This window comes from Pseudomonas marginalis (assembly GCF_001645105.1).
GTDB lineage: Bacteria > Pseudomonadota > Gammaproteobacteria > Pseudomonadales > Pseudomonadaceae > Aquipseudomonas > Aquipseudomonas petroselini.
Genome location: NZ_LKEG01000041.1, coordinates 46,846 through 68,229 on the forward strand (window position 1 = coordinate 46,846; position 21,384 = coordinate 68,229).

The 21,384-nt window shown below is 60.1% G+C and carries 19 protein-coding genes and 1 pseudogene; 14 read left to right on the forward strand and 6 right to left on the reverse strand.

From position 1 onward, the window contains the following. The first annotated feature begins 3 nt into the window (after window positions 1-3). Window positions 4-3,699, forward strand: coding sequence for a hypothetical protein (locus AO064_RS14795; RefSeq protein WP_064053803.1), 3,696 nt, complete (start codon window positions 4-6; stop codon window positions 3,697-3,699). Window positions 3,700-3,798: 99 nt separating this feature from the next. Here AO064_RS14795 and AO064_RS14800 read toward each other — a convergent pair whose 3' ends face one another. Beyond that, on the reverse strand, window positions 3,799-4,083 hold the full coding sequence (locus tag AO064_RS14800) for a chitin-binding domain-containing protein (protein WP_064053804.1): 285 nt from the start codon (window positions 4,081-4,083) through the stop codon (window positions 3,799-3,801). Window positions 4,084-4,387: 304 nt separating this feature from the next. Here AO064_RS14800 and AO064_RS14805 point away from each other — a divergent pair, with 304 nt between their 5' ends. The 9 genes from AO064_RS14805 (at window position 4,388) to AO064_RS14845 (ending at window position 13,592) form a co-directional block, all read left to right on the forward strand. Further along, a complete protein-coding gene (locus AO064_RS14805) occupies window positions 4,388-5,710 on the forward strand; it encodes an ABC transporter substrate-binding protein (RefSeq protein WP_064053805.1) in 1,323 nt (440 codons plus the stop codon). Window positions 5,711-5,803: 93 nt separating this feature from the next. Then, the gene (locus AO064_RS14810; protein WP_046033800.1) at window positions 5,804-6,694 is read left to right on the forward strand and encodes a carbohydrate ABC transporter permease; all 891 of its coding nucleotides are present in this window, start codon (window positions 5,804-5,806) and stop codon (window positions 6,692-6,694) included. A gap of 10 nt (window positions 6,695-6,704) precedes the next feature. Then, window positions 6,705-7,535 (forward strand): carbohydrate ABC transporter permease, encoded by an 831-nt coding sequence (locus tag AO064_RS14815; RefSeq protein WP_064053806.1) that lies wholly within the window; start codon window positions 6,705-6,707, stop codon window positions 7,533-7,535. A gap of 37 nt (window positions 7,536-7,572) precedes the next feature. After that, window positions 7,573-8,688, forward strand: coding sequence for an ABC transporter ATP-binding protein (locus AO064_RS14820; protein ID WP_064053807.1), 1,116 nt, complete (start codon window positions 7,573-7,575; stop codon window positions 8,686-8,688). Between the two features lie 18 nt (window positions 8,689-8,706). Then, a complete protein-coding gene (locus tag AO064_RS14825) occupies window positions 8,707-10,188 on the forward strand; it encodes a mannitol dehydrogenase family protein (protein WP_064053808.1) in 1,482 nt (493 codons plus the stop codon). 140 nt (window positions 10,189-10,328) lie between these two features. Further along, entirely contained in the window at window positions 10,329-11,810 is a 1,482-nt protein-coding gene (gene xylB / locus AO064_RS14830) for a xylulokinase (RefSeq protein WP_064053809.1), read from the forward strand. 12 nt (window positions 11,811-11,822) lie between these two features. After that, window positions 11,823-12,761, forward strand: a complete 939-nt coding sequence (locus AO064_RS14835) for a carbohydrate kinase family protein (protein ID WP_012723926.1) — start codon at window positions 11,823-11,825, stop codon at window positions 12,759-12,761. 84 nt (window positions 12,762-12,845) lie between these two features. After that, the gene (locus tag AO064_RS14840) at window positions 12,846-13,115 is read left to right on the forward strand and encodes a DUF2790 domain-containing protein (RefSeq protein ID WP_043205266.1); all 270 of its coding nucleotides are present in this window, start codon (window positions 12,846-12,848) and stop codon (window positions 13,113-13,115) included. Between the two features lie 78 nt (window positions 13,116-13,193). Beyond that, the gene (locus AO064_RS14845) at window positions 13,194-13,592 is read left to right on the forward strand and encodes a hypothetical protein (protein WP_046033796.1); all 399 of its coding nucleotides are present in this window, start codon (window positions 13,194-13,196) and stop codon (window positions 13,590-13,592) included. Here the strand turns inward: AO064_RS14845 and AO064_RS14850 are convergent. Further along, window positions 13,589-13,858 carry a DUF1652 domain-containing protein gene (locus AO064_RS14850; RefSeq protein WP_043205265.1) on the reverse strand — a complete coding sequence of 90 codons (270 nt, stop codon included), beginning with the start codon at window positions 13,856-13,858 and terminating at the stop codon, window positions 13,589-13,591. The genes AO064_RS14845 and AO064_RS14850 overlap by 4 nt on opposite strands. Before the next feature lie 234 nt (window positions 13,859-14,092). Beyond that, on the reverse strand, window positions 14,093-15,115 hold the full coding sequence (gene ilvA / locus AO064_RS14855) for a threonine ammonia-lyase, biosynthetic (RefSeq protein ID WP_082893942.1): 1,023 nt from the start codon (window positions 15,113-15,115) through the stop codon (window positions 14,093-14,095). Between the two features lie 274 nt (window positions 15,116-15,389). Between ilvA and AO064_RS14860 the strand changes: the two genes are divergently transcribed. From AO064_RS14860 to AO064_RS31290, 3 genes and pseudogenes are all read left to right on the forward strand, one after another. Next, window positions 15,390-15,590: a ParD-like family protein gene (locus AO064_RS14860; protein ID WP_064053810.1), complete on the forward strand. Its 201-nt coding sequence runs from the start codon at window positions 15,390-15,392 to the stop codon at window positions 15,588-15,590. Continuing rightward, window positions 15,590-16,351, forward strand: coding sequence for a type I methionyl aminopeptidase (map, locus tag AO064_RS14865; RefSeq protein ID WP_064053811.1), 762 nt, complete (start codon window positions 15,590-15,592; stop codon window positions 16,349-16,351). Before AO064_RS14860 ends, map begins: the two co-directional genes overlap by 1 nt. Before the next feature lie 149 nt (window positions 16,352-16,500). Continuing rightward, window positions 16,501-16,717 (forward strand): annotated as a pseudogene (locus AO064_RS31290) (ribosomal-protein-alanine acetyltransferase); the annotation flags it as partial. Here AO064_RS31290 and sfnG read toward each other — a convergent pair. Continuing rightward, window positions 16,709-17,794: a dimethylsulfone monooxygenase SfnG gene (sfnG, locus tag AO064_RS14870; RefSeq protein ID WP_012723918.1), complete on the reverse strand. Its 1,086-nt coding sequence runs from the start codon at window positions 17,792-17,794 to the stop codon at window positions 16,709-16,711. The pseudogene AO064_RS31290 and the gene sfnG overlap by 9 nt on opposite strands. Window positions 17,795-18,061: 267 nt before the next feature. Between sfnG and AO064_RS14875 the strand changes: the two genes are divergently transcribed. Then, window positions 18,062-19,303, forward strand: coding sequence for an acyl-CoA dehydrogenase family protein (locus tag AO064_RS14875; protein ID WP_064053812.1), 1,242 nt, complete (start codon window positions 18,062-18,064; stop codon window positions 19,301-19,303). 388 nt (window positions 19,304-19,691) lie between these two features. On the opposite strand, the gene AO064_RS14880 is transcribed toward AO064_RS14875, so the two are convergent. Then, window positions 19,692-20,477, reverse strand: coding sequence for a sulfite exporter TauE/SafE family protein (locus AO064_RS14880; RefSeq protein ID WP_012723916.1), 786 nt, complete (start codon window positions 20,475-20,477; stop codon window positions 19,692-19,694). 91 nt (window positions 20,478-20,568) lie between these two features. Continuing rightward, window positions 20,569-21,339, reverse strand: a complete 771-nt coding sequence (locus tag AO064_RS14885; RefSeq protein ID WP_064053813.1) for a class I SAM-dependent methyltransferase — start codon at window positions 21,337-21,339, stop codon at window positions 20,569-20,571. Between the last annotated feature and the right edge of the window lie 45 nt (window positions 21,340-21,384).

Genomic DNA, 21,384 nt, shown 5'->3' on the forward strand with positions numbered 1-21,384 from the left:
CCCATGTCACAGCATCCGCAGGACCCCCACAGCAAAAAACCGCCGGCGCTTCCAAACGCCAAGCTTGCCTCCGGGCCGCTCAACGCCCCCCCGACACGCGCCGACGACTTGGACCTTCCGTACGCGCTCTTTGACCCTATAGACATCAGTCACTTTCCCGGCGAAAGCCACTATGCCTTTGGTCTGGGGATACGTCAGGTCGACCCGTATACAAAATGGGGGTTCGAGAAATGGACAAACTGGAGCCTGTTCGACAGCTACGCGTTGTACTTTAATGACATGACGAACCATGTCGCCCAGGCCAATGTCTTCGAAGAGAATGACCGCTATAAATTGACCGTCATTGAGGAGCGTGTGCCCGAAGGTGACGTGATTGTGAAAGGACGTGTCGAACGGGTAAGTGGCTCCCAGAGCTGGTCATTACCGCGAACGATGCTGGTCAAGAAAACACGCCCCGGCGGGAGAGATATAGACCCTGGTGACGAATACCACTCGGGCTTGCACATGGCGATCATCGGGTTTCCCGAAGGGACACCGCTGACGCCGGACAACATCATTAATGGGTTGACCGCCAAGATCGAGCTGTATGAAAACGTGCGCCGCAACGACCTGATTGAACTGTCCTACGATGGCCATATCCTGGAACACCGCGTATCCGAAGATGAAGCCCTGGGCCGCACGCCGATACATATATTTATCGACCGCAGCATCATCTTGCTAGGCAGCCTCAAGGGCAATGTGACGATCAGGTTCACCGTCACGGATGTGGTGCTGAACCCCGCGGATGAAAAATTCCCTTACTCCAAACCCTACTTGCTGCCCAGCGAACTGGACCCCAACCTGCTTCTAGCGCCGCTGTTCCTGGTTAACGACATAGAAACCTTCCATGTGGATTGGGATACCGACAATGACTCAGTATTTGAAGTGCTGACTGATATTGATCGTGTCAGCCCAAGGCCCGTCCCACCACGCCTGGTTCACGTCTTCCTAAGCGCAACGCTCGCCAACAAGACCAAAAAGGTGTTCGCGTTGCCACCCGCCACGGATACCAACATTGGGCATGTTTTCATCACCGTCGATAACGACATCATCGAGCAAATTATCGGTGGCCAATTCAGACTGTCATTCGAATGGCGCGAATCCAACGGTAACGTGGTTAAGGCATCCGGCAGCCATACCATTGTAGTGGTGGGCACGCCCATCTCCATGCCGCCTCCCACTATTACACCAAGCGAATTGGGCCAGGTGGACCCGACCCAAAATGCGATCTTCGGGGTTCCGCATTACGACCCCCATAATCCTGGATGGTTGGAAGTCGCGATTCTTGAGCATCTACTGCCTGGCGGTGGCACCATCGATTGGGAAGACTCGCTGTTGGCCGGCCCCCAAGGCGGCACTCGCACCATCCCCCCCGCAGACCTGGCACGGTTCGAGGGCAAGGGGACTACCTACGCGTACTACACGACGCACGATGGCGTGACTGGCCAGATGCGCAGGTCCAAGAAACTGCCCATTCAAGTCGGTGCGCGCACCGCCGACATGCCCCCAGCTGAATTGCAGGGCCAGATCGGCAACAACGTCGACCCTGGGGATGTTGTGGGTGACCCAAGGCTGGCATTGCCGTATACCGGCACGCGCAACAAAGACGTGGTGTCTTGGTCCATTAACGGCTCTGGCCTGGGTGGCTCGGACAACGGCTCGTTCCCTATTGATAACGGATCCGCAGGCCGGCCACTGGTGTTCACGGTGGACCGCAAGATCCTCGACCTTAACAATAACGGCAACCTGACGATTACCTACGCCCTGCTACGCCCCGGGCCGCCGGAGGTGAGACTGTTTTCAATCCCCCTGGACCTCACCGTCGGCGCAGGCGCGCGGTTGGACCGCCCGATCATCGAGCACGCCTCGCTGTACCCCGACGAACTCAACCCACGGGCGGCGTTGAATGGCACCCGGGTCATCGTGAAATTCCGTCCAATGCGGCTCACAGACAGTATCAATGTCGCCTGGCACGGCGCCAATGGGTTTGGCAGCGTTGACAGAACCGTACAGGGCAACCCGGCCACCAACGAAGTGAGCGTCGACATCGACTCACGCACCATTGCCAAAGGCCTGGTCGACGGCGGCCAGGATATCCAGGTGCAGTATTCGTTCTTTCGTGGCGCGTTCCCGTTTTTTTCGGAGATCGTTCATCTGCGGTTGCTGCCGCTGACGGGCCTGCCTACGCCGAAGATTGATGATTTTGACGGGTACATCCTGGATCTGTCGCAGCTCAAACCCACGGCACGTACACGTGTATCAAAATGGGATTTTATCTATCGCGAACAAGTCATGTGGCTGCGCTACAAAGGCACCGATGCCTATGATCGTCCGTTCACCCATGACACCTACGACGCCGCCCAAGTCGGCACGGAAGTCGAAATCAATGGCATCAACGTAGCCACGCCATACAGCGAGATCAGCACGCTGAAAGACGGCACAACGTTGACCGTGGAGTTCTGGGTGAGCTTCGCCGAAAGCCCCGCCAAAACCACAGCATTACGCTTCGGCGTACGCACCTATACCATCCAGAGCCTGCCCAGTACCCTGCCCGCGCCTAAGTTCGCCAACCTGCCTGGCGCCTCCGTGACCATCAACGCGGTGGACTACCTGCACTACGCGTTTGTGGCAGTGGAGTACATCGGGATGAACGGTACACATTGGATTGATCTGGAGTGGAGGTATCCCGACGGTACCAAGGCCAATATTCTGGGCAAGAACGGCCTCGACGGAGGGCGTGTGGACTTCCCGATCGCAGCCGACATCCTCGCAGCGAGCCTGGGTAAAACCATCGAGTTGCGCTACATCGTCACCATCAACGGCAAGCAGTCGCCTTCGTATATCCAAACCCTGATCGTCAAGGCGCTGACCTACGAGCAACTTCCGCCCCCCTTGATCAATGGCACACCTCCCAACGGTGCCCTGGACCTGAGGACGTATCCAGGCAACGCGCTGGCATCTGTGGCTCACTGGGATTTCGCGCGCAAGAATCAAAGGGTATGGATCACGTGCTACAGCGAAGGCGTAGACCCGCTGCCCGTGCTCAGTAACTATCCCATCACTGAGATAGAGGCCAGTAATGGGCTGGTCAATAAGGTCGTTTCGCGCGACTGGCTGGATCTACTGATAGTGGACAAGATCCAAGTCATCTGCGAGGTCACGTTTAACGGCAGCCAGGATCGGACTACAGCGACACGGTTTCCCGTGGTTGACTACATCGTACTCAACAAATGGATCAAGGACTTCACGCCATTCACCGATAACTTCCTGAACAACTGGGTGAGTAAATGGCCTAACACCACCCTTCATCGCGAACCGAACGGCAATGCCTTTCTGCGTGCCGCCCCCTTAACGGGCCAAGGCGTAAACATCAGTAAAATCCTCACACCCACCATTGGAGGGTACTACCGCGTCACTTTTAACTTCAGGGTTGATAGAGAGGCGGCCATTGGAGGACCCACCACAGTCCAGATCAAACTAGGTACCTCTATCGCCGTTAAAAAAATGTTCGAAATCGATAGATGGGAGATTTATGACATGATCGTTGGCCCTTTGCCAGGTGGCGCATTCACCGCCGAAATCAGCGTCAACAACCCAACAACCCGAGGCCTATACGACTTCGATAACATCAGGATTCAACAACGGCCGTTTCCAGCCTGACATGAAAAAGGGGTAAGTCCATGGACTTACCCCTTTCATATTTGCCGCTTACTTCCTTAATAATATTAGGCCACCGAGATTGCTTGAGCCGAAAATACATTAACTGGCGATTGGCACGCACTTCTTCACAGCGTCACTAAACTCCTGCCCTGACGGGCAGGTATAATTATATTTTTTCCAGCGCTGGATGCTGCTATCGTAAATACAACGATAATACCCACCTACAATCACAGTGCTTTTAAAATATCCTGCACCTGTCTGCTCGCAGGGGGGGTCTGCCATCGGTGATTCCGTCGCACACGCGCTGATAAACAGTGCAATACCCAGTCCCAGAGCAACTTTAGAAAACAGAGTTGCACTGAACTTTAGCGTAAGGTTTTTCATAAACACCTCCTGGTTAATTATGCCCAACAATTAACTCTCTAATTACTTATCCCGTCTACTGTCAGAAGTCACAGGTACCCCCCCCACCGACACCTTCCTTCCTATCCTTGGCGAGACCTCGTACAGAAAACATCCGGCCTGAACATCGAGTGCAAAAAAGTATCAGTCCCAGTGTTCCCAAGGATTTGTCACAACGCCATTTCAAGGCTGTAATCAACGCACACTCTTCCTGACGCCTCGTGGGAAGACACAACAACAATAACTGTCCTTCTGTAGCCCCCTGGGCGCGGAAATGGAGTGCGCGATGAAGTTCACAGCAAAAGCTCTGCTTGCCTCTACTTGCATAACTGCATGTATGACCCTCAGCGCCGTCAGCCTTGGCGCGCAGACCCTGACCATTGCCACCGTCAACAACAGCGACATGATCCGCATGCAGAAGCTCTCGAAAACCTTCGAGGCCGAGCACCCGGAGATCAAGCTGAACTGGGTGGTGCTCGAAGAAAACGTGCTGCGCCAGCGCCTCACCACTGACATCGCCACCCAGGGCGGGCAGTTCGATGTGTTGACCATCGGCATGTACGAAGCAGCACTCTGGGGCGCCAAAGGCTGGCTGGAGCCGATGAAGGACCTGCCTGCGTCCTACGACCTCGACGATGTATTCCCTTCGGTGCGTGACGGTTTGTCAGTCAAGGGTTCGCTGTACGCCCTGCCGTTCTACGCCGAAAGCTCGATCACCTACTACCGCACCGACCTGTTCAAGGACGCCGGGCTGACCATGCCCGAGCACCCGACCTGGACTCAGATCGGCGAATTCGCGGCCAAACTCACCGACAAGAGCAAAGAGCAATACGGCCTGTGCCTGCGCGGCAAAGCCGGTTGGGGTGAGAACATGGCGCTGATCACCACCCTGGCCAACGGCTACGGTGCGCGCTGGTTCGACGAGAAGTGGCAACCTGAATTCAACGGCCCTGAATGGAAGGACGCGCTGAACTTCTACGTCGACAACATGAAGAAATCCGGCCCGCCGGGGGCTTCCAGCAACGGCTTCAACGAAAACCTGGCGCTGTTCAATAGCGGTAAATGCGCCATCTGGGTGGATGCCAGCGTGGCCGGCTCGTTCGTCACCGACAAGACCCAGAGCAAAGTGGCTGACCATGTTGGCTTTACCTTTGCCCCTCACGAGAAGACCGACAAGGGCACGTCGTGGCTGTACTCCTGGAGCCTGGCGATCCCCACAAGCTCCAAGGCCAAGGACGCCGCGAAGGTGTTCACCAGCTGGGCCACCTCCAAGGAATATGGCGCCTTGGTCGCCAAGACCGACGGCGTTGCCAACGTACCGCCAGGCACGCGCAAGTCGACCTACAGCGACGAGTACATGAAGGCCGCGCCGTTTGCCAAGGTAACCTTGGAATCGCTGAAAGTCGCGGACCCGACCAAGCCGACGCTCAAGCCGGTGCCGTATATCGGTATCCAGTTGGTGACCATTCCTGAATTCCAGGCCATTGGTACCCAGGTCGGCAAGTTCTTCTCCGGCGCGCTGACCGGCCAGCAAACGGTGGACCAAGCCTTGGCCGCCGCGCAGACCACCACCGAGCGTGAAATGAAGCGGGCGGGCTACCCCAAATAACCCAGACCCACCCACAGTCAAATGTGGGAGGGGGCAAGCCCCCTCCCACACTGACCGCACTCCGATTCTTGCTCTGTACCGGTCGTGAATACCATGAATACACCCGCCAAAAACCGCCTGGCCAACCCCGGCTGGTTCCTCGTCAGCCCCTCGGTGGCCTTGCTGCTGCTGTGGATGATCGTGCCCCTGGGCATGACCCTGTACTTCTCGCTGATTCGCTACAACCTGCTCTACCCCGGTGAAAACCAATTCGTGGGGCTGGAGAACTTCACCTACTTCGTCACCGACTCGGGCTTCCTGCCCGGCGCCACCAATACCCTGTTGCTGGTGGGCAGCGTGCTGCTGATCAGTGTGGTGTTCGGGGTGTTGATCAGCGCCCTGCTGGAGGCCAGTGAGTTCTTCGGTCGCGGCCTGGTACGGGTGTTGTTGATCTCGCCGTTCTTCATCATGCCTACCGTCGGCGCGCTGATCTGGAAGAACCTGATTTTCCACCCGGTGTCGGGGATCCTCGCCGCCGTGTGGAAGTTCTTCGGCGCTGAGCCCGTGGACTGGCTGGCGCACTACCCGTTGCTGTCGATCATCATCATTGTGTCGTGGCAATGGCTGCCCTTTGCGATCCTGCTGTTGATGACCGCCATGCAGTCCCTCGACCAGGAACAAAAGGAAGCCGCGCGCCTGGACGGTGCCGGCGCCATCGCGATTTTCTGGCACCTGACCCTGCCCCACCTGGCCCGCCCGATTGCCGTGGTGGTGATGATCGAAACGATCTTCCTGCTTTCGGTGTTCGCCGAAATCTTCACCACCACCAACGGCGGCCCCGGTTACGCCTCGACCAACCTCGCCTACCTGATCTACAACCAGGCGCTGGTGCAGTTCGACGTGGGCATGGCCTCGGCCGGCGGCTTGATTGCCGTGGTCATCGCCAATATCGCGGCGATCATCCTGGTGCGGATGATCGGCAAAAACCTGACTGACAAGCCTTGAGGGCCGTGCCATGACGCTTCAACAATCACGCCGCCTGCAAAGCCTGTTGCTCGGCACGTTGGCATGGGCCATCGCGATCCTGATTTTCTTCCCGATCTTCTGGATGGTGCTGACCAGCTTCAAGACCGAAATCGACGCATTCGCTACGCCGCCGCAGTTCATCTTCACGCCGACGCTGGAGAACTACCTGCACATCAACGAACGCAGCAACTACTTCAGCTATGCGTGGAACTCGGTGCTGATTTCCTTCAGCGCCACTGCCCTGTGCCTGCTGATCTCGGTGCCGGCCGCCTACTCCATGGCGTTCTATGAAACCAAGCGCACCAAGGGCACGCTGCTGTGGATGCTCTCCACCAAGATGCTGCCGCCGGTGGGCGTGCTGATGCCGATCTACCTGCTGGCCAAGAGCTTTGGCCTGCTGGACACGCGCATCGCGCTGATCATCATCTACACCCTGATCAACCTGCCGATTGTGGTGTGGATGGTTTACACCTACTTCAAGGACATCCCCAAGGACATCCTCGAAGCCGCCCGCCTGGATGGCGCCACGCTGTGGCAGGAAATGGTCCGCGTGCTGCTGCCGATCGCCAAGGGCGGCCTGGCGTCCACCGTGTTGCTGTCACTGATCCTGTGCTGGAACGAGGCGTTCTGGTCGCTGAACCTGACCTCATCCACCGCTGCGCCGTTGACCGCGTTGATCGCCTCCTACTCCAGCCCCGAAGGGTTGTTCTGGGCCAAATTGTCCGCCGTTTCGACCCTGGCCTGCGCGCCGATCCTGATCTTTGGCTGGATCAGCCAGAAACAGCTGGTGCGCGGTTTGTCCTTCGGCGCCGTGAAGTAACGGTTTCTTATAAAAATTCTGTCCGTGGAGGCCCATCATGGCCAACCTGAAAATCAAGAATCTGCAAAAAGGCTTCGAAGGCTTCTCGATCATCAAAGGCATCGACCTGGAAGTGAACGACAAGGAATTCGTGGTGTTCGTCGGCCCGTCGGGCTGCGGTAAATCCACGCTGCTGCGCCTGATCGCGGGCCTGGAGGAAGTCAGCGAAGGCACCATCGAACTGGATGGCCGCGACATCACCGAAGTGACCCCGGCCAAGCGTGACCTGGCGATGGTGTTCCAGACCTATGCGCTCTACCCGCACATGAGCGTGCGCAAGAACATGTCGTTTGCCCTGGACCTGGCCGGCGTCGACAAGAAGCTAGTGGAAAGCAAGGTCAGCGAAGCGGCGCGCATCCTCGAGCTGGGCCCGCTGCTGGAGCGTAAGCCCAAGCAACTGTCCGGCGGCCAGCGTCAGCGTGTGGCGATCGGCCGCGCGATTGTGCGCAACCCGAAGATCTTCCTGTTTGACGAACCGCTGTCCAACCTCGACGCCGCCCTGCGGGTGCAGATGCGCCTGGAGCTGTCGCGCCTGCATAAAGAGTTGCAGGCGACCATGATCTACGTGACCCACGACCAAGTCGAAGCCATGACCCTGGCCGACAAAGTGGTGGTGTTGAACAGTGGCCGTATCGAGCAGGTCGGCTCGCCGCTGGAGCTGTATCACCAGCCGGCCAACCTGTTTGTGGCAGGCTTTCTCGGCACGCCGAAGATGGGCTTCCTCAAGGGCAAAGTCACCCGTGTCGAGGGCCAGGGTTGCGAAGTGCAACTGGACGCCGGCACCACCATCAGCCTGCCGTTGAGCGGCGCAACCCTGAGCGTGGGCAGTGCCGTCACGCTCGGCATTCGCCCGGAGCACCTGGAAATCGCCGACACCTCTGGCTCAATAGCTCAGAACACCCTGACCGTCACCGCCGACGTCGGTGAACGCCTGGGCAGCGACACCTTCTGCCACGTCATCACCGCCACCGGCGAACCGTTGACCCTGCGGATTCGCGGCGACATGGCCAGCCAGTATGGCGAGACGTTGCACCTGCACCTGGACCCGGCGCACTGCCATCTGTTCGACACCGACGGCGTGGCCGTGGCCCGCCCACTGCGCGCCGCCGCCTGATTTCGCGAGTATGACGTTATGAAGCTGAATAAACACACCCTCACGCAGTTGGCGCCGGAAGTAAAACTGCCGGCCTACGCCATTGCCAGCACCACCCAAGGCATCGCTCATATAGGTGTCGGCGGTTTCCATCGCGCGCACCAGGCGTATTACACAGATGCACTGATGAATACCGGCGAAGGCCTGGACTGGAGCATTTGCGGCGTCGGCCTGCGTGCTGAGGACCGCAAGGCCCGCGACGACCTGGCCGGCCAGGACTACCTGTTCACCCTGTATGAACTGGGCGATACCGACGACACCGAAGTGCGCGTGATCGGCTCGATCAGCGACATGCTGCTGGCCGAAGACGGTGCCCAGGCGTTGATCGATAAGCTCGCCAGCCCGGCCATCCGTATTGTGTCGCTGACCATCACCGAAGGCGGCTACTGCATCGACGACAGCAACGGCGAGTTCATGGCCCACCTGCCGCAGATCCAGCACGACCTGGCCCACCCGAGCGCGCCGAAAACCGTGTTCGGTTTCATCTGCGCCGCCCTGACCCAACGCCGCGCCAACGGCATCCCGGCCTTCACCGTGATGTCCTGCGATAACCTGCCGCACAACGGCGCCGTGACGCGCAAGGCACTGCTGGCCTTCGCCGCCCTGCACAACGCCGAACTGCATAACTGGATCAAGGCCAACGTGAGCTTCCCGAACGCCATGGTCGACCGCATCACACCGATGACCAGCACCGCTCATCGCTTGCAATTGCACGACGAACACGGCATCGACGATGCCTGGCCGGTGGTGTGCGAACCCTTTGTGCAATGGGTGCTGGAAGACACATTCGTCAACGGTCGCCCGGCCTGGGAAAAAGTCGGCGTGCAATTCACCCATGACGTCACGCCCTATGAAGAGATGAAGATCGGCCTGCTCAATGGCAGCCATCTGGCCCTGACCTACCTGGGCTTTCTCAAGGGCTATCGGTTCGTGCACGAGACCATGAACGATCCGGTTTTCGTGGCGTATATGCGGGCGTATATGGACCTGGATGTCACGCCGAACCTGGCGCCGGTGCCGGGTATCGACTTGACCGAGTACAAGCAGACGCTGGTGGACCGCTTCTCCAACCAGGCGATTGCCGACCAGTTGGAGCGGGTGTGCTCGGACGGTTCGTCAAAGTTTCCCAAGTTCACCGTGCCGACGATCAATCGGTTGATTGCCGATGGGCGCGAGACGGAGCGTGCGGCGCTGGTGGTGGCGGCGTGGGCGTTGTATTTGAAGGGCGTGGATGAGAACGGCGTGCGCTACACGATCCCGGATCCGCGTGCCGCGTTTTGCCAGGGGCTGGTGAGTGATGAGGCGTTGATCAGCAAGCGGCTGTTGGGGGTGGAGGAAATTTTCGGTACAGCTATTCCCAATTCGCCTGAGTTTGTGGCAGCGTTCGAGCGGTGCTATGCAAGCCTGCGCGACAAGGGCGTCACCAAAACACTGCAGCAACTCCTGAAGAAACTGGCTTAGCAATGTGGGAGGGGGCTTGCCCCCGATGGCGGTGGACCAGCTAACTGATTCATTGACTAGCACACCGCTATCGGGGGCAAGCCCCCTCCCACATTGGAATGCATTGCCAACTCGAACAATAAACTGCTGAGCACACCCTCATGACCCAGCAAAACCTTTTTCTCGGCATCGACTGCGGCACCCAAGGCACCAAGGCCATCGTCCTCGACGTCTCCAGCGGCAAAGTCCTGGGCCTCGGCGCCGCCAGCCACACCCTGATCAGCGGCGCCAATGGCCGTCGCGAACAGCACACCCAGGAATGGCTGGACGCCTTCACCGAAGCCACCCACCGTGCCCTGCAACAAGCCGGTGTGGACGGTCAGGACATCCTGGGCATCGGCGTATCCGGCCAACAACACGGCCTGGTGCTGCTGGACGAGCACGGCGCGGTATTGCGCCCGGCCAAATTGTGGTGCGACACCGAAACCGCCCCCGAGAACGACCGCCTGCTGGCCTACCTGGGCGGCGAAAGCGGCTCATTGGAACGCCTCGGCGTAGCGATTGCGCCGGGCTACACCGTGTCCAAGCTGCTTTGGACCCGCGAGCAGCACCCAGACATTTTCGCGCGCATCGCGCATATCCTGCTGCCCCACGATTACCTCAACTATTGGCTCACCGGTCGCGCCGTCGCGGAATACGGCGATGCCTCGGGCACCGGCTATTTCAATGTGCGCAGCCGTGAGTGGGACGTGGCACTGCTTAAGCACATCGATCCGAGCGGTCGCCTGGAACAGGCCTTGCCGCCGTTGATTGAGGCCGATCAGGCGGTCGGCAGCATCCTGCCCGCCATCGCCGAACGCTTGGGCATCAACCCCAACGCTATCGTCGCCAGTGGCGGCGGTGACAACATGATGGGCGCCATCGGCACCGGCAACATTGCCCCCGGCGTGATCACCATGAGCCTGGGCTCGTCGGGCACCGTGTATGCGTTCGCCGATCAGCCCAACGTAAGCCCGCAGGCGTCGGTCGCCACGTTCTGCTCGTCCAGCGGCGGCTGGCTGCCACTGATCTGCACCATGAACCTGACCAACGCCACCGGGGTGATCCGCGAGCTGTTCGACCTCGACCTGGCCGCGTTCAACGCCCTGGTCGAACAGGCCCCCATCGGCGCCGACGGCGTGAGCATGCTGCCGTTCCTCAACGGCGAACGCGTGCCTGCCCTGCCCCACGCCACCGGCAGCCTGCACGGCCTGACCATGACCAACCTGACCCGCGCCAACCTGTGCCGTGCGGTGGTCGAAGGCACCACCTTCGGCCTGCGCTACGGCCTCGACCTGCTGCGCCAGACCGGCCTGCAAAGCCAGAGCATCCGTTTGATCGGCGGTGGCTCGAAAAGCCCGGTATGGCGGCAGATGGTTGCCGATATCATGAACACCGAAGTGATCTGCACCGAACAAAGCGAAGCCGCTGCCCTGGGCGCGGCGATCCAGGCGGCATGGAGCCAGTCCGGCGAATCCCTGGCCAGCCTGTGCGACAAATGCGTGAGCGTCGACCCGGCCAGCCGGACCCTGCCGGTGGCGGCCAGCGTCAGCGCCTATCAACAGGCTTACGAGCGCTATCAACAGCACGTGGCAACCCTTTAAGAGCGAACGACTATGTATCTGGTGTGTGGTGAAGCGCTGTTTGATTTCTTCAGCGAGGAAGACGCCAGCGGGCAGGCTTCCAAGGTCAATTACAAGGCGATTGCCGGCGGTTCGCCGTTCAACGTCGCGGTGGGCTTGCGTCGCCTGGGCATCGACGCCGGATTGTTCGGCGGTGTGTCCACCGACTTCCTTGGCCGTCGCTTGTTGCAGGTGCTCAAGGACGAAGGTGTCAGCGAGCAGTTCCTGGTGGAATTCGCCGCGCCGACCACCTTGTCGATGGTCGCCGTGGGTGCCAATGGTTCACCGCAGTACAACTTCCGTGGCGAAGGCTGCGCCGACCGCCTGCTGGAAATCGACCACCTGCCCGCGCTGGGGGCTGACATTCGCGGCCTGCATATCGGCTCGTTTTCGCTGGTGGTGCAACCGATCGGCGACACCCTGCTGAGTTTGGTCAAGCGCGAAAGCGGCAAGCGCATGATCAGCCTCGACCCCAACGTGCGGCTCAACCCGCAGCCCGATATCCAGCTGTGGCGCAACCGCGTAGCGGAACTGGTCAAGCATGCCGACCTGATCAAGGTCAGCGACGAAGACCTGCACCTGCTCTACCCCGACCAGTCGCCGGAAAGCGTGCTGCAAGGCTGGCTGCAACACCGTTGCCAGCTGGTTTTCCTGACCCGTGGTGGCGAGGGCGCCAGCGTCTACAGCCGCCAGCATGGCCACTGGTCTGCACCGGCGGTCAAGGTGGTGATGGCCGACACGGTAGGCGCCGGTGATACCTTCCAGGCCGCGTTGATTGCCTGGTTGACCGAGCAGCAATTGGATTCAGTGGAAGGCCTGCAACAGCTCACGCGTGCGCAGATCGACGCCATGCTGGGCTTTGCCATCCGCGCCGCGGCGTTGACCTGCACCAAGACCGGGCCGGACTTGCCGTATCGCCAGCAGCTTGGATGAAGGTTTTGTCAGCCAGCTAAACATTAATCGATGGTTAATCCCGCACGTCGAGAGTGAAGTTGTACCCACTTGCGGAGAACCACCATGAAACTGCGCACCTTAATGCTCAGCGCCAGCCTGGCGCTGGCAGCGGTGTCAGGCCTGGCCCAGGCCGACGATCAACCTGCCGCTGCCAAACCCGTGCCTTACCGGTACGGCATGCCGATGAATATCGACAAGGTCCTGGCCATGAACGAAACCCCGACTGACGAATGCAAAGTCATCAAGGCGGATATCAAGTTCTTGGATAAGGCGGGCAAGGTGGAAGACGTGAGCTATCGGAAAATGTCCGACGCCTGCGATTTCCAGAACTGAGTCGATGAGGCAAACACGCCAAGCCCGCGCAAATAGGAGTAGTCTTGCGGGCTTGTCCTAAGGCCGAAAGGATTCGCCATGCTGTTGAGTTTCCGCACCCTCGCCACCTTCACCGCGCTGCTGTGCTTCGCCCTCGCGCTTATCTGGGGCCTGCGTCCCGACCTGCTGCTGTGGGTGTGGAGTGTCGAGTATTCCAGTGGCACCGGGCTGGTGTCGCGCCGCAACGCCGCGCTGTTCCTGGGCATCGGCATCATGTTCTACCGCGCACGTCACGCGCCGCCTTCAGACACGCGTCGGGCCCTCACCACCGGGTTTATCGCCGGGTGCCTGGTGCTGGCGGTGCTGGGGTTCAGTGAGTGGATCAATGGGAATGCCGGGCCGGGCATCTTGCTGGCGGTGGCCACGGAAACCGTATTGGGCCTGGCGTTCATCCAGGCCCACAGGTCTTCGGTCCCTCACACTCAAGCGTCCAGCTAGTAGAGGCTGCGCCCTCCCGCTCGTTGCAGGGCGGGTGCATGGGTGTGCTTGAGGTCTTCACGCAACCCGGCAATCAGGTTGCAAATGGCGCGGCTGCTGTCGAGTTTTTCCGCGTTGATGCCTTTGACTTCCAAATCCACCCGGTCACGGTCGCGCTCGTCGTAGACCTTGATCGTCAGCGACGCATCTTCGGCTTTGGTGCATTCGCACCGTTTGGGCAGGAAACTTCCTTCAATAATGCTGCGAAGTTCTAATTCCGAAAGCATGGTCAACCTCTCCTTTCTTGAGACTGCCAACAGATTGTTATTAATCCGGCGAGCCCTTGCCCGCCACGTCTTACCGACCTTGGAAGACGCTTACAACACCCAAGCCTACTCGGCAAAATCGGCCCCTGTTGTAACCATTCCTCATAAGCACTGTGCTTGTTTATATAACTTAAACAGTATCGATTAAATCGTCGTCGAACCGCTGCGATTAAACGTTTAACCCTGCACGTTTGTTTAAACGGCACCTTGCGCGGCGACCCTTTCAGCAACATGTCGCAAACTATCAAAGTTGATGTTCGCCCCGGAATTGATCGCCACCAGAGTCTGCCCGCGCAAATTGTGACTGCTCACGTATTCACGCAGGCCCGCTACCGCCAGCGCTCCGGACGGCTCGGTGATGGAGCGCGTATCGTCGTAGATCAGCTTGATCGCGCTGCACAACTGATCATTGCTGACCGTGATGACTTCATCCACCCAGTCGCGGCAGATCTCAAACCCATAAGCACCGACCTGCGCCACCGCCGTGCCGTCGGCAAACCCGTCGACACTGGGCAGCACCACCCGCTCACCGGCCCGCAGCGCCGCCAACAGGCAACTGGACCCTTCGGGTTCGACGCCGATGATGCGCACCTCGGGCCGCAGGTATTTGACGTAGGCGGCGACCCCGGCGATCAGGCCACCGCCGCCCACCGGTACGAAGATCGCATCCAGGGGCCCCTGTTGTTGGCGCAGGATCTCCATGGCCACGGTACCTTGGCCGGCAATCACCTCGGGGTCATCGAACGGCGAAACGAAGGTGCCCCCGGATTGCTCGGCCAGTTGCAACGCATGGGCCAGGGCAAAGGGGAAGCTCGCCCCGTGCAGCACCGCTTCCGCACCGCGCGAACGCACGCCCAGCACCTTGAGTTCCGGCGTGCTGCTGGGCATCACAATGCGCGCCTTGATTCCCAGCTCCCGCGCCGCCAGGGCCACACCTTGGGCATGGTTGCCCGCCGACGCGGTGACCACCCCGCGGGCCTTTTGCTCCGGCGTGAGCTGCACCAGCTTGTTGTAGGCGCCGCGGATCTTGAAGGAAAACGTCGGTTGCAGGTCTTCACGCTTGAGCAATACCTGGTTGCCCAGCAACGCCGACAAGGCCGGGGCTGCCTGCAAGGGCGTGCGCACCGCCAGGTCATAGACCGGGGCGGCGAGGATTTTTTTCACATAATGTTCAAGCAGTCCCGGGTCGGCGGTGTGGGGCGCGGTGCAGGTGCTCATGGGTGTCTCCTGGCTTTTTGTCAAAGACCCTGGAGACGGAAAAACAAAACCCGCCTCTAGGGCGGGTTTGGGTACATCCGTGCGCTATCCCGCCAAATGAGGAATGGCGGTAATAATGCTTGGCTGGCTGCGGAAGGCTTGAAAAGTCATAGGGCGAAACTAACCGGCGACGGGCGGGCAAGTCAATGGCCAAGCGCCATTTCGCGGTGAGGGGGTTTACGTTTAACATACGAAACGTATACGCTTTGTATATCCATACCGTACAGTGAAAACCATGGGCATCGTCAAGATCACCGACCAACTGCATGAACAACTGCGCCTGGCCAGCGCCGCGATGGACCGCTCCATCAACGCCCAGGCCGAATTCTGGATCAAGATCGGCCTGCTCGCCGAACTCAATCCCAGCCTGCCCTACAACGAGTTGATCAACAAACTGTTGCTGGACAAGCCCGACCTGATCCGGGGGCGCCGTTGATGATCAAGACCGCCGCACAACTGGCCGTGATGCGTGAATCCGGACGCCTGCTGGCACAGGTCTTTACCATGCTCGATGGCTTCGTGGCCGCCGGCCGCTCCACCCTGGAGCTGGACAGCGCCGTCGAAACCTTCATCCGCCATGACCTCAAAGCCCGTCCCGCCAGCCTCGGCCAATACGACTACCCCTTCTCCATCAACACCTCGATCAACGAGGTGGTGTGCCATGGCATGCCCAGCGCCAAGGAGATTCTCAAGGACGGCGACATCATCAACATCGATATCACCCTGGAAAAAGGTGGCTATATCGCCGACGCCAGCAAGATGTACATGATCGGCACCGTCGCCCCCAAAGCCCGGCGCCTGGTCGAGATGACCTTCGAAGCCATGTGGGCCGGCATCCGCCAGGTCAAGCCCGGCGCCCGCCTGGGCGATATCGGCCATGCCATCCAGAGCCACGCGCAGGCCAACGGCTACAGCGTGGTGCGCGAGTATTGCGGCCACGGCATCGGCCGGCAGATGCATGAAGAACCGCAGGTGTTGCACTTCGGTCGCCCCGGCACCGGGCTGGAATTGCGTGAAGGCATGGTGTTCACCGTCGAGCCGATGCTCAACCAGGGCAGCGCCAAAGTGCGCAGCCTGAAAGACGGCTGGACGGTGGTGACCAAGGACAACAGCTTGTCGGCGCAGTGGGAGCATACCGTGGCGGTGACGGCGGATGGTTTTGAAGTCCTGACCCTGCAGGTGCAGACTGGCGAATGACCTGTGGCGAGGGAGCTTGCTCCCGCTGGGCTGCGCAGCGGCCCTAAAGAAAGGCGCGCTACGCACGCCAACGGGAGCAAGCTCCCTCACCACATTTACATCGTCGTACCCGCTATCGGTTTCATCCCCCTTCGATGTGCCTGAATTAATGGATGATCAGCTGCGCCCATGGCCAATTGCTGGTAGCGGAAGAAGACGGGCAACTGCTCGGCTATGCACTGGTGCTGTTTCGGCGGCGCAGAGCGCGTACGCGGCGTTGGGCTGGGCCAGCAGTTGCTAAAGCGCGAGGCCTGCGCGGCAGTGGTCAACGACTATTACGAAGACCACAGCCCTGCCCTGCGCCTGGAAAAACCTTGCTCACGCCACCTGCTTGATCCCGGCCTTGGCTTCCAGCTCGCGCACGAGCGGCAATACGCGCTTGCCGAAGTACTCGACTTCTTCCTGGAAGTGCAGGAAACCCGCCAGCACCAGGTCCACACCCACCGCTTTGAGCGCGACGATACGCTCGGCGATCTGCTGTGGCGTGCCGATCAAGTTGGTCTTGAAGCCATCGTTGTACTGCACCAGGTCTTCAAAGCTGGACTTGGCCCAGTTGCCCTCGCCTTCCGGTGAGGCCTTGCCCGCTTGCTTCGCGGCGTCGCCAAACGCGTTGACGGCTTCCGGGTCGGCTTTGTCGATGATTTCCGCCAGCACCGCACGGGCTTCCTCTTCAGTGTCGCGGGCGATCACGAAGGCGTTGACGCCGACTTTGACCGAATGGTTATTCGCCGCCGCCTTGGCGCGAATGTCATCGACCTGAGCCTTGATGCCTTCCGGGGTGTTGCCGTTGGTGAAGTACCAGTCCGACACCCGTGCGGCCATGTCCCGCGCCGCCCGCGAGCTGCCGCCCTGGAACACTTCCGGCTGGCCCAGCGGCTTGGGCTTGAGGGTGTAGTTGTTGAAGCGGTAGAAATCGCCCTTGAAGGTGAAGTCGTCCTGGGTCCAGATGCCTTTGAGGGCGCGGATGAACTCTTCGGAACGGCGATAGCGCTCGTCGTGTTCCAGCCAGTGTTCGCCAATGGCCTGGAACTCACCCTTGAACCACCCGCTGACGATATTCACCGCGATACGGCCATTGGTGAGCTGGTCGATGGTTGCCAATTGCTTGGCCGCCAGCGCCGGTTGCCACGGGCCGGGCAGGATCGCGGCGATGACCTTGAGCGTGGTGGTCGCGGCCAGCAGCGCATGGCTGAACGCCACGGATTCATGCTGGTTTTCGGCACCGTAGCCGGCGGTGAAGCGGATCTGGGTGAGACCGTATTCGAAGCCGGCCGCCTCGGCCAGTTGCGCCAGTTTGCGGTTGTAATCAATGCCCCAATGGGTGCGTTGTTCGATCTTGCTGACCACTAGCCCACCGCTGACGTTGGGCACCCAATAGGCAAATTTCACGGCTTGCTGACTCATCGAGCGGTACCTCGTACATAGGGATGTACCCAAGGCTTGAGCAGCAAGCGTGCCAGGCCACGAGAAACGCCCGCGCCATGAGGGTTGCGGCGAAAAAACCCGGCAGGCACGGCTTACCGGCAAATGTCAGGGATTGCGACGGTTTGCTGGATCGCTGTTGCTGGGGCAACAGCACAGGCCGTGAAGGGCGCGTAAACATTGGCCCTGGCACCCGGCACGGACTGTGCAATCACTCTTCGCATTGATCACTGCCCCGGAGCCTTGCCCATGACCGAACAACACGTCATCAACCCGCTGTCCACCGGTGTCGACTACCCGACCCTGGCCGCTCGCTTTCGGCCGATTTTCCAGCGCATCGCCGACGGCGCCTTGGCGCGCGAACAGCAGCGCACCCTGCCCCACGAGCCGATCCAGTGGCTCAAAGAGGCCGGCTTTGGCGCGGTGCGGGTGCCGGTGGAGTACGGCGGCGGCGGCGCGTCCCTGCCGCAGTTATTTGAGTTGCTGATCGAGCTGGCCGAAGCCGACTCCAATGTCCCCCAGGCCCTGCGCGGGCATTTTGCCTTTGCCGAAGACCGTCTGAACGCGCCGCCCAGTGCCGGCCGCGACCTGTGGTTCAAGCGTTTCGTGGACGGCGATATCGTCGGCTGCGCCTGGACCGAGATCGGCAACGTGGCCATCGGCGATGTGGTCACCCAGGTCAGCGCCGACGGCGACAGCTGGAAACTCAACGGCGAAAAGTTCTACAGCACCGGCAGCATTTTCGCCGACTGGATCGATGTGTACGCCCAACGCAGCGACACCGGCGCCGATGTGATCGCCGCCACCCGCGCCCGCCAGCCGGGCGTGGTGCACAGCGATGACTGGGACGGCTTTGGCCAGCGCACCACCGGCAGCGGCACGTCGCGCTTTACCGATGCGGTGGTGGACGCGGACAACGTCATCGACTTTGCCACCCGATTCAAATACCAGACCGCGTTTTACCAGCTCGTGTTACTGGCCAGTCTGGCTGGCATCGGCCGTGCAGCATTGCGCGATGTGGCGCATCAGGTGCGCAGCCGCAAACGCATCTACAGCCATGGCAATGCGCCCCATGTCAGCCAGGACGCACAGGTTCAACAGGTGGTGGGCGAAGTGGCTGCGCTGGTCTACGCCGCCGAGGCCAGCGCGTTGAAAGCGACGCTGCCGGCGCAACGCGCGTACGTGGCGCGGTTTGGTGGGGATGATGCAGTGGAGCGTGAGGCCAACGTGGCGGCGGAGATTGAGTCGGCTACCGCGCAGGTGGTGGTGTCTGAGTTGATACAGCGTGCGACCAGTGAATTGTTCAATGCATTGGGGGCTTCGGATGTGCGCCAGGGGAAAGCGCTGGATCGGCATTGGCGGAATGCGCGGACTGTGTCGTCGCATAATCCGGTGATCTACAAGGCAAGGATTGTGGGGAATTGGGTGATCAATGGGGTTGAGCCGCCGTTTGTTTGGCAGATTGGGAATGGGCCAGGGACGGGGGCTTGAGTTGGCTGTTGGGTTGGGGGGTGTATGCGTTATTTGGGGGGGTGGCGGGTAAGGTCTTCGCCCCAACACTCAGTGCCTCGCTTAGGCTCGACATGCCCTCACTCCGGCCAACGTGTTTGACATCAAGATCAAAAGCAGGCCGATGTCTACCTGATGTATGGAGATCAAACTGTGGGAGGGGGCTTGCCCCCGATGGCGGTGTGTCAGCTCATGCATCTGTGACTGCCCAACTGCTATCGGGGGCAAGCCCCCTCCCACATTTGGACCGCGATCGACAGGTGCCACACCCGTCGGCTCTAAGGCCGCCGCGCTTTTGCTTTTGATCTTAGGCGCCCCGTCAACCCTGTGTCCGGGCCGTACAGGCTTTATAACGGATATGCCCCCCCAATCAGAAGGCCAATTTGTAGCCAATAGCCATGAGCATGACCGCCAAACACGGCCGCAACACCCCATCCGGCAACTTGCCAGTCATATGGCTACCGATATAGATCCCCGGCAACGACCCCATCAACAAAAACCCCAACAAATGCCAATCCATATTCCCCATGCTGGCATGCCCCAACCCCGCCACCAGGGTCAGCGGCACAGCATGCGCGATCTCAGTCCCGACCAGCCGTCGCGTAGCCAGAAACGGATACAGAATAAACAACGCCACAGTCCCCAGCGCACCCGCACCGATGGAGGTCAGGGCAACCATGGTCCCCAGGATCGCACCCGTCACCACCGTCAACACATTCAGGTTGCGCGGACTCATGTGATAGTCATCGCCCGCATGTCGCTGGGCAAACGCCAACAGGCTTTTCTTGAACAGAATCGCCAGCGCCGTCAGCAGCAACACCACACCCAGCGCCTGCTTGATCACCGCGTTCATCGCACTGGGATCAGTGTGCAGGCTGGCCAGGAACCAAAGCGTCAGCAACACCGCAGGCACGCTGCCCAAGGTCAGCCAACCGGTGATTGTCCAGTCAATGTTCTTGTTCTTGCCATGTACCAGCACCCCACCGGACTTGGTGATCGCCGCGTACAACAAGTCGGTACCCACCGCCGTGGCCGGGTTGATGCCGAACCACAGCAGGATCGGGGTCATCAACGAGCCCCCGCCCACACCGGTCATCCCTACGATAAAACCAACGATCAGGCCAGCCACCACGAAACCAACATTACCTACATCCATTAAAGCTACCTGCGGCCTTATAAATTTCTGGCCGCAGGATAGCGATTTTTCTTATAACGACTTATATCAATATGATCTGACTTTATGCCTTTTAGCTCAGGCGATGGCAGACGTAGGCTTGGGTTTGATACGGAAAGGCAACCGTGTCACGCCCCTTCAATGCAGGGTGGGTGTCGATCAGCGCTTGCAATTGCGCGGTGACACTCGCCTTGGGCCCATCAGCCAGCGCGGCGATAAAGCTCACGGAGAGGAAGCGATCCATGATCACCTCCTGAGGGCTGCCGACATGGTTGTAGGGAAAACAGGTCAGGTCGGGGGCGGAAAAGTACACGCCGTTGAAGGCCTCTCGCCAAAGCCCGGTATGAAAACGCGGGGTGTCGCCCTCGTAGGGCGTGATGATGTCGGTGATGGCAGCGACCCAATCCACCGACTCATCGCGCACGTTCCACACCAGGCCAAGGCGGCCGCCGGGCTTGAGCACGCGATGGATTTCCGCCAGGGCAGCCTCGGTGGAAAACCAGTGGAATGCCTGGGCGCATACCACCGCGTCAGCGCTGGCGGAAGGCAATGGGATGGATTCGGCGGTGCCATTGACCAGGCGCACATCCGGCAGCAGTTTGCGCAACTGCGCGCCCATCGCCGCTACGGGCTCGACGGCGGTCAACGTCGGCGCCAGGGTGCTGAGCAAACGGGTGAACTTGCCGGTGCCGGCACCCAGGTCAACCACGCTCGACTGTGCGTCGATGCGCAAGGTCTCGGCCAGCCAGCCCGTGAGTTGCCTTGGATAATCCGGCCGACCTTGGGCGTAGGTCACGGCCTGGGTAGAGAAACCTTGTTGAGCAGACGTGTGAACACCAGTCATTGCCAATCTCTCTTCGGGTAAAGCGGGGGCACAGTGTGCGCCCTC

Excerpts from the sequence above, each read along its gene's own strand:
- ilvA (WP_082893942.1), bottom strand. The coding sequence starts at position 15,115 with ATGAGCACCTGCACCGCGCCCCACACCGCCGACCCGGGACTGCTTGAA.
- AO064_RS14885 (WP_064053813.1), bottom strand. The coding sequence starts at position 21,339 with ATGACTGGTGTTCACACGTCTGCTCAACAAGGTTTCTCTACCCAGGCC.
- AO064_RS14795 (WP_064053803.1), top strand. The coding sequence starts at position 4 with ATGTCACAGCATCCGCAGGACCCCCACAGCAAAAAACCGCCGGCGCTT.
- AO064_RS14835 (WP_012723926.1), top strand. The coding sequence starts at position 11,823 with ATGTATCTGGTGTGTGGTGAAGCGCTGTTTGATTTCTTCAGCGAGGAA.
- map (WP_064053811.1), top strand. The coding sequence starts at position 15,590 with ATGATCAAGACCGCCGCACAACTGGCCGTGATGCGTGAATCCGGACGC.
- AO064_RS14815 (WP_064053806.1), top strand. The coding sequence starts at position 6,705 with ATGACGCTTCAACAATCACGCCGCCTGCAAAGCCTGTTGCTCGGCACG.
- AO064_RS14845 (WP_046033796.1), top strand. The coding sequence starts at position 13,194 with ATGCTGTTGAGTTTCCGCACCCTCGCCACCTTCACCGCGCTGCTGTGC.
- AO064_RS14880 (WP_012723916.1), bottom strand. The coding sequence starts at position 20,477 with ATGGATGTAGGTAATGTTGGTTTCGTGGTGGCTGGCCTGATCGTTGGT.
- sfnG (WP_012723918.1), bottom strand. The coding sequence starts at position 17,794 with ATGAGTCAGCAAGCCGTGAAATTTGCCTATTGGGTGCCCAACGTCAGC.
- AO064_RS14825 (WP_064053808.1), top strand. The coding sequence starts at position 8,707 with ATGAAGCTGAATAAACACACCCTCACGCAGTTGGCGCCGGAAGTAAAA.
- AO064_RS14850 (WP_043205265.1), bottom strand. The coding sequence starts at position 13,858 with ATGCTTTCGGAATTAGAACTTCGCAGCATTATTGAAGGAAGTTTCCTG.
- AO064_RS14805 (WP_064053805.1), top strand. The coding sequence starts at position 4,388 with ATGAAGTTCACAGCAAAAGCTCTGCTTGCCTCTACTTGCATAACTGCA.
- xylB (WP_064053809.1), top strand. The coding sequence starts at position 10,329 with ATGACCCAGCAAAACCTTTTTCTCGGCATCGACTGCGGCACCCAAGGC.
- AO064_RS14800 (WP_064053804.1), bottom strand. The coding sequence starts at position 4,083 with ATGAAAAACCTTACGCTAAAGTTCAGTGCAACTCTGTTTTCTAAAGTT.
- AO064_RS14875 (WP_064053812.1), top strand. The coding sequence starts at position 18,062 with ATGACCGAACAACACGTCATCAACCCGCTGTCCACCGGTGTCGACTAC.
- AO064_RS14810 (WP_046033800.1), top strand. The coding sequence starts at position 5,804 with ATGAATACACCCGCCAAAAACCGCCTGGCCAACCCCGGCTGGTTCCTC.
- AO064_RS14820 (WP_064053807.1), top strand. The coding sequence starts at position 7,573 with ATGGCCAACCTGAAAATCAAGAATCTGCAAAAAGGCTTCGAAGGCTTC.
- AO064_RS14840 (WP_043205266.1), top strand. The coding sequence starts at position 12,846 with ATGAAACTGCGCACCTTAATGCTCAGCGCCAGCCTGGCGCTGGCAGCG.
- AO064_RS14860 (WP_064053810.1), top strand. The coding sequence starts at position 15,390 with ATGGGCATCGTCAAGATCACCGACCAACTGCATGAACAACTGCGCCTG.